Raw genomic sequence first — 12,795 nt, forward strand, 5'->3', positions numbered from 1 at the left:
ATGAATTTATTGGTAAATCGCAGTGCCAAAAGGCTTTTAATCCTGTTAGTGTCGGTTCTGTTTGCAGGGGCTGTTTTTACACAGATTACTGCATACAACAATGCCGGCCGCTTTAAAAATGAAATGATCACACATGACTATGCTCTGGCCGGATACCTGAGCGCCAAGCATCCGGAGCTGGCTTCCGATATCCGGGCTGCTTTCACGGCAGATAAAACAGAGAGCGGGATTGAAGCGGGCAAAGCCCTGCTGGAACAGGCAGGATATATAAAAAGCATCAATTCAAACCTGCTCCCCGGGGTGAAGGAATTTTACAGGTCCAATGTGACTATCAATCTGATATATTCCCTTGTCATGGGTGCTGCAGTCTTCTTAACAGTCTGGTTGTTTCTGAGAGCCCTCTACAATAAATTAGATGAGTACAATCATAATGTCATCAAAATTATCGAAGGAGAAATTTCAACCAGGCTTGATGACAGTGAAGAGGGAACCCTGGCGAAACTGGCAGCATCTGTAAATACATTGACTGCTTCACTGAATACCCATATTGAACGGGAAAAGCACAGCAGGATTTTCCTGAAGGATGTTTTGACAAATGTATCCCACCAGTTGAAGACACCCTTATCGGCCCTTACCATGTATACCGAGATTATGAGGAATGAAAATCCTGATAATGAAGTAATCGCAGATTTTCTGGATAAGAGTGAAAACGAGCTTGACCGCATGCAGGCATTGATTGCCAATCTCCTGAAGCTGGCCAGACTTGATGCCGGAATTATTGAGCTCAGTTTAAAGGATTATGTTCTCAATGACATCATCAGACAGGCGGCGGCAAGCTTTGAAACCAGGCTGCTGCAAGAGGAAAAGACCCTGGCAGTAAAAGCTGACAGTGAGGTTCACTATGCCTGTGACAGGGAATGGCTGCTGGAGGCCTTGAGTAACCTGATAAAAAATGCTGCGGAACACACTACCCGGGGAAACCGCATCGGGGTTTCGCTTGAAGAAACACCGGTGCTGGTGAAAATTACTGTCCGGGACAATGGAGAGGGTATTCACCCTGACGATATCAACCATATTTTTAAACGGTTTTACCGCAGCAGGTTTTCTCAAAACAAGCAGGGGACAGGCATCGGGCTGACCCTGGCAGAATCAGTAATTGAAATGCATGGCGGGTTTATTTCTGTTGAAAGTTCGGGTAAAACAGGTACGGAGTTTACCGTCCATCTGCCCAGGCTTACAAAATTGTAAGCCTGAATTCATTTTAGAGTAAGGTTGGAGTGTTATTCTATGGTTGTTCTAAATGAACCATAGACTTAGTCACAGAGGTGAGGAAATGGAAATACTGAAGACAGAAAACCTGTCAAAAATATACGGAGCAGGCGAAACAAAGGTGGAAGCCCTGAAAGGTGTATCCTTCTCGGTTGACAAGGGGGAATTTGTTTCCATTGTCGGGCCTTCGGGTTCGGGGAAGAGCACCCTGCTTAACCTGCTGGGGGCATTGGACCTCCCGACATCAGGGAAGGTGTATTTGGACGGCAGGGATATATTTTTGATGAAGGAAACGGAGCTGGCGGTTTTCCGCAGGCGCAGCATAGGATTTATATTTCAGGCCTATAACCTGGTCCCCGAATTGAATGTTGAAGAAAACATCACTCTGCCGCTGCTGCTCGATTATAAAAGGCCTGATGAACAATACATTGATGAGCTTCTTCATATACTTGGCCTGACAGAGAGAAGGCATCACCTGCCCAATCAGCTGTCAGGAGGCCAGCAGCAGCGTGTTGCCATCGGGCGGGCCCTTGCTGCCAGACCGGCCATCATCCTGGCAGATGAGCCCACCGGGAACCTGGACACCAAAAACAGCAGAGATGTGATCAACCTGATGAAGCTGTCGGTGGAAAGGTATAACCAGACACTGGTAATGATTACTCACAACCAGAACTATGCGTCATATGCGGACAGGGTGTTTAATGTTGAGGACGGGGTTTTGGCCGAGCTTGGAGGTGCCGGGCAATGAAAAGCTATCTGTCCATTGTCCCCCGGTATTTATCGGCTCACAAGAAGAGAACCAGGCTGACCATGATCAGTGTGGCCGTTTCCGTGGCTCTGATCACCGGGGTTTTCTCCATGCTGGATGTCTTTATGCGGTTTGAAAAAATACAGGTAATCCATGATTTCGGCAATTACCATCTCCTTGTTAAAGATGCAGATAATGAGGAGGCAGCTGCAATCCGCAGCCGCATTGATGTGGAGAATGCCGGAAATTGGGCGGCTCTGGGAAAAGGCAGCATAGATGATGTTACCTGCAGCCTTGGGGCATTGGATAAAAACTTCGCGGAAAACATGAATATAAGGGTTGTTGAGGGTGATTTTCCGACGGGGCCGAATGAGATTATGCTGGAACAGTGGGCCATGGAAGGCCTCAACCGGGACCTGAAGATTAATGGTACTGTAGAAATATCTTTGGCGGACAATGTTAAAAGAGAGTTTATCATAAGTGGAATTTATCAGGACCTGGGCAGCACCAAGGCAAGGGGGGTGCCGGGTATTTTCCTGTCAGTAGCTGCTGCTGGTGAGATGTTCCCTGAAGTACAGAGATTTTTTCTGATTCAGTTTAAGGATGGAGTAAATATAATTGAAGCTGAAAAGGAAATAAAAGAAACCCTGAACATCGCTGAAGGAAGAATTGACCGCAATGACCGGCTGCTGGCAGTGATCGGACAGAGCAAACACAAGGCTGCCATAGGGTTATATACAATAGGGGCCATCCTGTTCGGAATTGTCCTGGCTGCAGGTGTTGTGATGATGTACAATACCTTTAACATTTCTGTGATGGAGCGGGTCCGGCAGTTCGGGCTTTTAAGGTGTATCGGGGCATCACAGGCACAGATAAAAAGGCTGGTCAGGAGAGAGAGCCTTTATATTACCCTGAAGGCAGTCCCAATTGGGGTATTGGGCGGTATGCTGATTACCTTTGTTTGTTCCGCCATATTAAAATTCTACAACAGCAGTCTTTTTGGGGAAATGCCGCTTTTTAGTGTCAGTATAACCGGCATAAGTGCCGGAATCGTAATCGGGTTTCTTACGGTTTTTATCGCATCCCTGCTGCCTGCCCGAAAAGCGGCCAGGGTTTCTCCTATCAATGCAGTAACCGGAAGCAATGACATGAAAATTTCCAAAAGCAGAAAAAGGGGCCTGCTAACCAGGTGGTTTCGCGCTGAAATTGGAATAGGTATAAACAATGCCATCATTAAAAAGAAAACCCTTTTCCTGATGTCATGTTCAATAGCCATAAGTATTGTCATGTTTTTGGGCTTCCAGGTCTTTGTTGATTTTTTGCACTCGTCCCTTAAGACCACCAAGCCCTACACACCTGATGTTTCTCTGCGGGCAGAACAGGGCATCGGGAGTGATGTGTATGACAGGCTTTCAGGGCTAGCGGGGATTAAAAAGGTTTATGGGAGAATGTTCGGATATGTTGATGCCACTTTTGATGCCTCCAGGCTTTCTGACACCTATAGGGAAACACTGCCTAGAGTACAGGTCGCAGATAACGGTTTACTGGAAGCTCCCGAAAAATCCTGGCTCATCTCATATGATAAAAGTCAGCTAAACTGGGCCAAAGAGGATTTGATTGCCGGAGAGGTTTCAGAGGATAAAATCAATGCCAAAAACGGCATCATCGCAGTTGCCTTTAACACAAGAAACGGTGTTCAGTCCGGAAGCGTCAATTTTAAGCCCGGAGACAAGGTTTATATTAAAACTCCTGCCGGCAAGAGAGTATTTATTGTACAGGGGATACTGCGTTCAGTGCCATTCAGTGACGCGGAGCTCAACCTGGCCACTTTTATTACTACTGAAAAGCTGTTTAAAGAACTAACCGGGGAATCGTCCTATGAGGTAATAGACATTCAGCTGAACGAACGGGGTCAGGAACAGACTATCAGTGAAATTAAAGGCATAGCCGGCAGCGCCGCTGCTTTTCTGGATGCGCGGCAAAAGAATGCCGAAATGGACCAGACCTTTTTCACCATGGCTGTTTTTGTATATGGTTTCGTTGCTGTAATTGGATTTATCAGTGTCCTCAATATCGTCAATACAATGAATACAAGTGTTGCCGCAAAAACCAGGTATCTGGGGGTTATGCGGGCAGTGGGCATGTCAGGTGCCCAACTGGACAAAATGGTTCTGACAGAAGCGGTAACCTACAGTCTGACAGGCTGTATTGCCGGATGCATCCTGGGAGTCATCCTCCAGAAGGTATTAATCGAAAACTGGCTGACCCGTTTCCAGGTCACCTGGGAATTTCCCCTGGTCCAGATAATCCTGATACTTATTATTACCTTTGTAGTGACCGCATTCTCAGTCATCGGCCCATTGAAGCGGATTAAAGCCAGGGGCATAGCAGAGGTAGTTAATTCACTGTAACCGGAACTGCAGAGAAAAAGATTATAAAGATAGACAAAGTACTACACATTAACTTATAATATTCTTAGCTGGGAAATTTAAACATTGTATGGGGAATTTGGGGGGGACAACCGCAAACTTTTAAGGTTGCCCTTTTTTGGTTAAATGTGTGCAGCGATTGTCTATTTGGGGAAGTTGAAATTAAGATATTAGGCTGTATTGACCATAATTTATAGATTGTCAGGGGCAACTCCGCTGGGATTTTGCTATACCCAGAACTACCACACTACTAACGTTTATGAAAGGGGCAAGCATTACGTGTTTAAGATTCTTATTGATACTTGTGTCTGGCTTGATCTCGCAAAGGATTACCACCAACAGGCGATTCTAGCTGCGCTTGAAGAATTAATTCAACAGGGAGATATAGAGCTAGTTCTGCCGCGAACAGTGGTTGATGAATTTGCTCGTAACAAGGCGCGCGTTATCGAGGACAGTAGCCGCAGCTTGTCTAGCACCTTGAAGCGAGTCAAGGAGGTAGTTGAGAAATTTGGCGACCCAGGGCAAAAAAACATTGTGTTATCACAGCTTAACGACGTTGATCATCGCCTTCCGACTTTGGGTGAGTCAGCCGTGGACACAGTCAGCCGGATTGAGAAGTTATTCGCGAGCACGCCCATAATAGAGATTTCAGACGCTGTGAAGCTCCGTGCAGCGCAACGCGCTATCGACAAGCTTGCTCCCTTTCACAGACAACGGAATGGGATTGACGATGCCATTCTGATTGAGGTTTACACAGATGTGATCGGAGCGAAAGCAACGGCTAGAAATCGGTTTGCCTTTATCACGCATAACACTAAGGACTTTAGCAATCCGACCGCAAGTAACAAGCTGCCGCACCCGGATATTCAAGTTTGTTTTTCACCGGTGAGATCCCTTTATTTTATAACCTTGGGTGAGGCGCTACGACGCATTCAGCCAAATCAATTTAAAGACCTTATGATTGAGCTAAAATGGGTTGAAGAACCGAGGCGACTGGCTGAAATCGTCGAAGCTATAGACGAGTTTGTTACGAAAGTTTGGTATAATCGTCATCAGATTCGACGAGAAAAAATAGAGGATGGAATTATTAAAATAGTCGAGAAGGAGACCTTTCCCATCAAAGACCATGAGACTCGCCCTATTCAGCGAGATATTTGGGAAGGAGCACTTAGATCAGCGGATAAGGTCGAAAAAAGATTTGGTTTAGACAACCTAGGTCCTTGGGATGATTTCGAGTGGGGAATGATTAACGGCAAGCTCTCCGCATTACGGTGGGTTCTAGGCGATGAATGGGACATGCTAGATACTTAACCAGTTATGACAGGGGGATAATTCTCTGGTGATCTCAACTAACTCATCCATACATTGCCTTAAAAGCTGCTAATATGCTCTGTAAAAGTTAATTAAACATCATAGCTAACGGGTTTGAATTTACTGCCGCTTGTAATTGAGATTCATCAATGTCAGTATAAATTTCTGTAGTTGCTACGCTTTCGTGGCCTAATATTTGCTGTAAAAATCGGATATCTACACGACCATACTTATATATCAGTTTTGCAGAGGTATGTCGTAACTTATGGGCAGATATAGTATTTGAATCAAGTCCGGCAAGTTTGACATATTTTTTTACCACATCCTGAAGGGCTCGTGTAGTGATGCGTTGTTTGTTTCTCGAAATAAAAAGTGCTTTTGTAGGCACGGTAAAAGTATTTCTGATTTGCAAACATGTGATAATTGATTTTTTTGCTGCCGGAGTTAAGAAGATTTTCCTTTCTTTGTTTCCCTTACCGATTACAGATAAAATGTCATTATTGACTTGATCAATATTTAGACTAGCAAGCTCAGATAATCGTAAGGCACAGTTAAGAAATATAGTAATTATACAGTGGTCTCTTGGGGAGGGCTCACACTCGATTAGTAGACGAACAGATTCTTCAAGAGTTAAATACTTAGGAATTCTCTTAGGCATCTTCGGCGTTTCAAGTTCTTCTGTAATATTGTTATCGATAAGATGAGCTTTGGTTTTTAAGTATTTCCAAAACTGACGTATAGACACAATCTTTCGTGCTCTTGTGCCGGCTGAAGATTTAAGAGTGCTTTGGCAGTAAGCAATGTAAGCATACATATCATTAAGATTAATGGATTTGATAAATTCAATATCTATATCTTGGAAATTTTTATCAACAAATGGAATGTTTCTAGCTTGAAGGATAAATTTGAAAAATGACAATATATCAGTTCGGTATTCTAGAATTGTGTTGTCACTGCGTCCTTTAATTACAGTAAGATACCCAAGGTATTGTTCTAACAATGGACAAGTCGTATTAGATTGCATAATATCACTCCTTAACAGGAGTATCTACAATACATGTAATATTTTACCAATTTTTGTGTAATTGGCATTTCATAACTATAAGGCTAATAATTGAAATTTCGCGATTACGGAAGTAAAAGCAATTACTGCCTTAAACCGCACTGTAATAATCAAAGGAGGGGAAAAGCATTGGATAATATCATAAATGATCATCCCACAGGAACGCACCCTTTTGCTGTTTCCCTGCTTTCCACAAATGTGACTACTGCGTGCGGTGTTGCACACAGAAAGTTAGAGGAAAACGGTCACAATGACGTTTTCCTTGATTTCATTGTGCCTGCGTTACAAACCCATCATATTAATCTTGATGCTTTAGAGCGACGAAAGGACTTGATTCAATCTCTTAGGATTGCGAATGCTCCGATTCCTCCGTCGCCTTATCCACAAAACACCACAACCCGGAAAGGAAACTTTGCAGAGGTTTTTCTTGCCGAATACCTGCGGTCAACCACCGAAGCTCAAATCCCTGTATATAGATTAAGATATAATCCAAATGTTGAGCAATCCATGAAGGGTGACGATGTACTGCTTTTCGATATGGATTCTGAACCTGTGCGGATTATTGTTGGAGAAGCAAAGTTCAGGGGAACCCCAACCAAGCAGGCCGTAGTTGATACGATTGATGGATTGGTACGTTCAAACAAGGCCGGTCTGCCTGTTTCATTGATGTTCGTCGCAGAACGGCTCTTTGAAGAAGGCAAGAATGATATGGCAAAAAAAGTTCAGAGCTGCGCCATATTATTTGCAACAAATAGACTGCAAATAGATTACGTAGGGTTGCTTATGAGCAATCGCAATGCAAGCAATCACGTTAATAACGACACTACAAACGAGCTACATAATTTGCTTATGATTTCTTTAGGGATTCAGTCGCCAGAAACGATCGTACAGCAAGCCTTTGCACGATTGGAGGATGCGGTATGAGTATCCCTACAGATTACGCTACAGATTTGCTTAATAACTTATCTCAGGGGCGAATTAAAAACCTCATAGCTCAAGCAGATGCACGAAGGATACTGCAAGAAGTCAAGGAAACTACTGAGAATTATCCTAATTTCGACCCTTCGCTCACAGAAAAAGCAACACACATAGCGTATGTTCTGCTTTCGTGTGGTTGCTCAATGGTTGAAAATGAAGATGCCGAAACTAACGAGGGATTACTTGCTTTAGAAAAAGCCGGGAAAATACTATCAGATACCTTTAGCTTTAATCCCAATGAGGATAAAGATAAAAACTATAATCTCTTGATTGCGGGGATGACTTTATATGCAGCAAAGCAGTATTCCCGCGCTTTTACAGTGCTAAAAGACATCGACTCCGATTTTACTGTTGGACAAATAATAATCAGTTTTATAAAAAAAGATTTTGCCTCCCTGATGAAAGCTACGAGCAACGTGTTTTTCTCTTCTGCGCCAGCACAGTCAGATCTTCGCTGCTTTGATGAGTGGGTAATCTCACACGAGGTCGCACGATGCTTTTTTATCATAATTGATTTTATTCATACCGGAAACGAAGAAAACTTTATTCATGCAAATGATATTCTGGAAAAACTCCTGTACCTCTCTTCCGAGGACAACTTAACGCTGTACTGGCTTATCATTCGGCTACTGAGGATAATTTTATCTACGTTTCAGAATTCATCTCTTTGGTCGGTTTTGCCGCCATTATTTCCGGCAAGGCACATAACCGAGAAATACATACGGTTACTCAGTAATTTCAAATCTCCCGTTACTGAAATGTGGCCGTCGCAGACGGCTTCGCTGCCGCTTGCTGTTGGCGACAATAACGGCGCAGTTATCAATTTGCGTACAAGTGGAGGGAAAACAAGAGTAGCTGAGATAGCCATACTAAAAACGTTATCGACACACATTATGTCAAAAGTGCTGTATCTTGCCCCTTTTCGCTCATTAGCCTTTGAAATTGAACAGAGCCTGAATAAGACTTTCTTCCCTCTTGGTATTACTGTTTCGCAGCTATATGGTGGTTCGACCGCAAATGTAACGGATTTGGAACTTATTAGTCAATCACAGATTATCATTGCTACTCCAGAAAAAGCAAAAGCCCTTATTCGCTGTGGCTCAGGGATTGAAGCAGAAATCAAACTGATCGTAATCGATGAGGGACACCTACTTGGAGCAGAAGAAAGACATATCCGAAATGAAATGTTCCTGACTCATATAAAAGAATTTGCTTCACGAAATGAAGTAAGAATTTTACTTTTATCGGCTGTATTGCCTAATGCTGATGATTTAGCTCAATGGGTTGCTGACGATTCAGCTTTGGTAGCAAAATCAGAATGGAAGCCCTCTCTTGAACGACTGGGGTTGTTACTCTGGGATGGAACTCGCGTGAGACTGGAATGGAAAAGTGACGGGGAGCCATTTAATCCAAACTTTATTCAAAAGGCACCTTTAGGGTTTGGGCTTAGGCGCAACCTTTTTCCAAACAATAAAAAAGAGGCAATTGCTGCTACGGCAGTGCGGCTGGCTCAAAACGGGACTGTTATGATCTATTCCGCAAGAGCAAACTCTATTAATGGACTGGCTGGAAGTGTTTTGCTGGCTTTAGGAGAACATCCAGAAGATTATCCTTGGGATAATTCATTGTGGGCTGTTTTTCAAAGCATTTGCAGTGAGGAACTCAACGGTGATGATATTGTTTTGAAGGCTGCAAGAAAGGGAATTATTTGCCACAGTAATAGATTACCTACGCTTGTGCGTATTGCAATAGAACGGCTCATGCGCTCTAAACCACCATTAGTCATTATAGCTTCTTCAACTCTTGGACAAGGTATTAATGTTGGAATTTCAACAGTGATTGTTGCGACTCCATATTATAGCAGTGACTCGATAAGCAATCGGGATTTTTGGAATATTTGCGGGCGCGCAGGCCGCGCTTTTGCTGATACGGAGGGGAAAATACTTTACGCAATTGATACCGAAAGGAAACACTGGCAAGTTAATAACGATAAAAGGCTCGCACAGGTCTATTTTGATAACCAGCGGATGGAGGAAGTTCAAAGTGGCTTGTTTGTTGCGTTAAAAGCTATTCTTTGGGTCGCGAGAAAAACAAATACTGATTTTAACCTACTTGTTGAAGCAATTGGTAATGATTTCACCGAACTTGATATTTCAGACAAGTTTTCCAATTGGTTAAACGGGTTATTTGATTATCTGGATGACGAACTTCTCGCGATGCATGAGGATTTCAGTGCAGACGATAAAAATATAGACTGGGTTGACGATGTTTTTAGAAAATCATTGGCTCTCATTCAAGCTGAAGCCGAAAATGAAGAACTATACCTGCGGTTATTACGAGCGCGAACAGTTGCCTTGCTAAACCGGGTAAAAAACAAGACGGATAGAAAAAAACTTGTGGCCTCGGGTGTTCCTTTATCCGTGTCAAAATCTATACTTGAAAATATTGATTTTTTCCGAAACCTTGCCATATCATTTGCTCAGGAGCTTGCTGAAGGACATAATCGCATTGAGTTGATGAACAATACTATTCGTGAAATGGAAATCTGGAGTAACGAAAATGCCAGCGGACTGATGGAATCAGTGCCTGCTCAATTATCTCTTGATAACATACGACGAGATTGGATAAGTGGAATCTCGCTTTCAACAATCTTAAATTCTGAACAAAACGCCGATACAATCTCAAAAGACTATTATGGTTTTACATTACCTTGGGTTATACATGCAATTTCTCAAATGTTTGACCCCGAAGTTGAAAAAGGCATTGTCCAGACGTATTCCACTCTTGCAATGTTCGTTGAGTTGGGGCTACCCGATGAAACTGCCGCAAGTATCTATCTGGCTGGTGTGCGTTCGCGCAGTGCAGCGTTAGAACTTTCTGCACTTGATGCCTTTCAAAACAAGACTGTTGCCGAAATCAAACAAATCTTGTTAGACCTCTCTTCGCAAGAAACTAACTTTTCGGATAAATCACGAGTCTGGATTAACTTGCTTTCTGAGTTTTATAAAGCTCAAAAGCCTAAGACAATCTCATTTCCAGCTTTTACATGGAAAAAGGATGGACTTCCACAAAAATTATATCCTCGTGAAAAGAATGGAGAGTATTTCTTGACTTCGAGTGATGGGTATTTTCAAGAGAAGGTTAACTCCAATGATGATCTACCTTTTGCTAAAGCAGCCAATATTAGTGGGCTTTTTTTCGAATTGAACCATGGTGTGTGGCAATTAAAATCCTATAACCCGCTCATTTTAGTTGAATGAGAAAAGCTTACTATTTGATTCATAAATACAGACAACTTATGATTAATAAGAACTATTATAAATGAAATGCCTATTAGGCTAATAACAAGAAGTTGCTCAGAATAAATTCAGGTTCTAAGTATTTATATAATCCACATTGGTTACGAGGTTAAAATAATTTACCTTGTCAAATATATAGACAAGGTAAATTTTGTGTGGTAATATAGTTTCAAAGAGGTGTTTCTATATGAATGATAAAGAAAAGAAACAAAAGCAAATACAGCTACTTCAACAAAATCTATGTAGTATTAGAAAAATTGCTGGTTGGACAGCGGAACAACTTGGAGAAAAAATTGGTGTTACAAAGCAAACTATCAGCAACTTAGAAAATTCGAAAAGTCCAATGAACTTGACACAATATATTGCAATTCGTTCGATTCTTGATTATGAAATTGAGTCAAACCCAGATAACACTGTCCTCCCACAGGTTATCAATATTTTAGTGGATAGAGGCGCGGAACTTGAAGAAGAGAATTATTCTGAAATAAAAGAAACGGTAGATACAGTGGCGGCATCAGCATCAGATGGTAAAACAGGAGCATCACTTGCAAAAATATTTACAAGTCTGTTGACAACACCTAAGGGCATTAGTGCGCTCGCAACATTAGGCATTATGCTTGGTCAGTCCGAGATGCTGGCAAAAATTGCAGGTGCCACAGCTACAGGAACAGCAAATTGGCTGAAAAAAATAATTAAGTAGGAGGAGGTAATAGCAAATGAGAAATCCAATCGAGAACCTTGGTGATTATAATAAAGTTAGAGAAGCCTTACAAGCGGCAGGAGGTTGCAAGGAAACTCTTTACAAGAGTATTGGAGATACTGCTGTTTCCAAAGCAACTCCGAAACTACTATTAGTAGGTGGTTTGATAGCGACAGGCTTAATTAGTATTGTTCACTTTGGGAATAAAGGGATTAATTTTATCAAAGATAGAAAGCGTAAAATAGAAAATGAACCAGCTTTAAAGAAAGAGTTTTTTGAAACAATTCAAGTAGCGCCATCGAAAACGAATAATGAGGAACTCACAGATTGTGACGAAATAAATAAAACAGGAGATGATTTGGATGTTCGATAAATACTGTAATCTATGCGATACACTTATGAAGCACCATACTATCGGTGAATACTGGGAGTGTCCTAATTGCAATAATAGTATCACCGATGAGGAGATAAAAGTATATGGTGGCTTTTTTGATAATGAGGATGTGACCTATGATATTGATGAAACCTACACCCCATCAAACCCCATGTGTGTTGCGTGTGGCGATCCTAACTATCCAAAATGTACGACAAGCTGCTCACGAATTGATGACTGAAATCTGATAAAAAATGAGAATTGGCTTATGAAAAAACTTAGTACCTTTGGACTTGTAATTGACTTTATACTGGTTTATGTACCGGAGGTTTATGGCTGATTTGGATACTCATAAGATATTTAAGAAACCATTAATTTTTAAGAAAGAAAAAATGGCCAAAAACAAATGGGGCACATGTTTTTCACACCTGTGTTCTGTTCATTAAGAGTACATAAAATTTTCAAATTGCCAATGAGCGAAAGTATGGAGTTTTAGCATGATTCTAAACCGACAAATTCCAATTTTTCGGTGAGATTATAAGCTTAACGGGAATATTGATTATAATATGACAGCTTCCCCTAATCCTTAGTGAATTATACGAAGTTAGGCATCAAAAAACTCAAG

Annotated in this window: 10 protein-coding genes; 9 read left to right on the top strand and 1 reads right to left on the bottom strand. The window is 41.9% G+C overall.

Translation table 11 applies throughout. The features are described from left to right. The 4 genes from Ga0451573_RS04660 to Ga0451573_RS04675 all read left to right on the top strand — a co-directional run bounded on the left by Ga0451573_RS04660 (window position 1) and on the right by Ga0451573_RS04675 (window position 5,757). Window positions 1-1,248 carry a sensor histidine kinase gene (locus tag Ga0451573_RS04660; protein ID WP_231682725.1) on the top strand — a complete coding sequence of 416 codons (1,248 nt, stop codon included), beginning with the start codon at window positions 1-3 and terminating at the stop codon, window positions 1,246-1,248. A gap of 85 nt (window positions 1,249-1,333) precedes the next feature. Further along, window positions 1,334-2,017 carry an ABC transporter ATP-binding protein gene (locus Ga0451573_RS04665; protein ID WP_231682726.1) on the top strand — a complete coding sequence of 228 codons (684 nt, stop codon included), beginning with the start codon at window positions 1,334-1,336 and terminating at the stop codon, window positions 2,015-2,017. After that, window positions 2,014-4,428, top strand: a complete 2,415-nt coding sequence (locus Ga0451573_RS04670; RefSeq protein WP_231682727.1) for an ABC transporter permease — start codon at window positions 2,014-2,016, stop codon at window positions 4,426-4,428. The genes Ga0451573_RS04665 and Ga0451573_RS04670 overlap by 4 nt, the downstream gene beginning before the upstream one ends. A 297-nt stretch (window positions 4,429-4,725) precedes the next feature. Beyond that, window positions 4,726-5,757 carry a PIN domain-containing protein gene (locus Ga0451573_RS04675; RefSeq protein WP_231682728.1) on the top strand — a complete coding sequence of 344 codons (1,032 nt, stop codon included), beginning with the start codon at window positions 4,726-4,728 and terminating at the stop codon, window positions 5,755-5,757. Between the two features lie 88 nt (window positions 5,758-5,845). Here Ga0451573_RS04675 and Ga0451573_RS04680 read toward each other — a convergent pair whose 3' ends face one another. Beyond that, window positions 5,846-6,781, bottom strand: coding sequence for a tyrosine recombinase XerC (locus Ga0451573_RS04680; RefSeq protein ID WP_231682729.1), 936 nt, complete (start codon window positions 6,779-6,781; stop codon window positions 5,846-5,848). Window positions 6,782-6,949: 168 nt separating this feature from the next. Between Ga0451573_RS04680 and Ga0451573_RS04685 the strand changes: the two genes are divergently transcribed. The 5 genes from Ga0451573_RS04685 to Ga0451573_RS04705 all read left to right on the top strand — a co-directional run bounded on the left by Ga0451573_RS04685 (window position 6,950) and on the right by Ga0451573_RS04705 (window position 12,411). Next, entirely contained in the window at window positions 6,950-7,744 is a 795-nt protein-coding gene (locus Ga0451573_RS04685) for a Hachiman antiphage defense system protein HamA (protein ID WP_231682730.1), read from the top strand. Further along, window positions 7,741-11,058 carry a DEAD/DEAH box helicase gene (locus Ga0451573_RS04690; RefSeq protein ID WP_231682731.1) on the top strand — a complete coding sequence of 1,106 codons (3,318 nt, stop codon included), beginning with the start codon at window positions 7,741-7,743 and terminating at the stop codon, window positions 11,056-11,058. The genes Ga0451573_RS04685 and Ga0451573_RS04690 overlap by 4 nt, the downstream gene beginning before the upstream one ends. Window positions 11,059-11,284: 226 nt before the next feature. After that, on the top strand, window positions 11,285-11,797 hold the full coding sequence (locus tag Ga0451573_RS04695) for a helix-turn-helix transcriptional regulator (protein ID WP_231682732.1): 513 nt from the start codon (window positions 11,285-11,287) through the stop codon (window positions 11,795-11,797). 16 nt (window positions 11,798-11,813) lie between these two features. Beyond that, window positions 11,814-12,170: a hypothetical protein gene (locus Ga0451573_RS04700; protein ID WP_231682733.1), complete on the top strand. Its 357-nt coding sequence runs from the start codon at window positions 11,814-11,816 to the stop codon at window positions 12,168-12,170. Window positions 12,171-12,195: 25 nt separating this feature from the next. Beyond that, window positions 12,196-12,411, top strand: a complete 216-nt coding sequence (locus Ga0451573_RS04705; RefSeq protein WP_231682734.1) for a hypothetical protein — start codon at window positions 12,196-12,198, stop codon at window positions 12,409-12,411. Window positions 12,412-12,795: the final 384 nt, after the last annotated feature.

The sequence above is a fragment of the Phosphitispora fastidiosa genome, assembly GCF_019008365.1.
GTDB classification, from domain to species: domain Bacteria; phylum Bacillota; class Thermincolia; order Thermincolales; family UBA2595; genus Phosphitispora; species Phosphitispora fastidiosa.

Excerpts from the sequence above, each read along its gene's own strand:
- Ga0451573_RS04660 (WP_231682725.1), top strand. The coding sequence starts at position 1 with ATGAATTTATTGGTAAATCGCAGTGCCAAAAGGCTTTTAATCCTGTTA.
- Ga0451573_RS04665 (WP_231682726.1), top strand. The coding sequence starts at position 1,334 with ATGGAAATACTGAAGACAGAAAACCTGTCAAAAATATACGGAGCAGGC.
- Ga0451573_RS04670 (WP_231682727.1), top strand. The coding sequence starts at position 2,014 with ATGAAAAGCTATCTGTCCATTGTCCCCCGGTATTTATCGGCTCACAAG.
- Ga0451573_RS04680 (WP_231682729.1), bottom strand. The coding sequence starts at position 6,781 with ATGCAATCTAATACGACTTGTCCATTGTTAGAACAATACCTTGGGTAT.
- Ga0451573_RS04690 (WP_231682731.1), top strand. The coding sequence starts at position 7,741 with ATGAGTATCCCTACAGATTACGCTACAGATTTGCTTAATAACTTATCT.
- Ga0451573_RS04695 (WP_231682732.1), top strand. The coding sequence starts at position 11,285 with ATGAATGATAAAGAAAAGAAACAAAAGCAAATACAGCTACTTCAACAA.
- Ga0451573_RS04700 (WP_231682733.1), top strand. The coding sequence starts at position 11,814 with ATGAGAAATCCAATCGAGAACCTTGGTGATTATAATAAAGTTAGAGAA.
- Ga0451573_RS04705 (WP_231682734.1), top strand. The coding sequence starts at position 12,196 with ATGAAGCACCATACTATCGGTGAATACTGGGAGTGTCCTAATTGCAAT.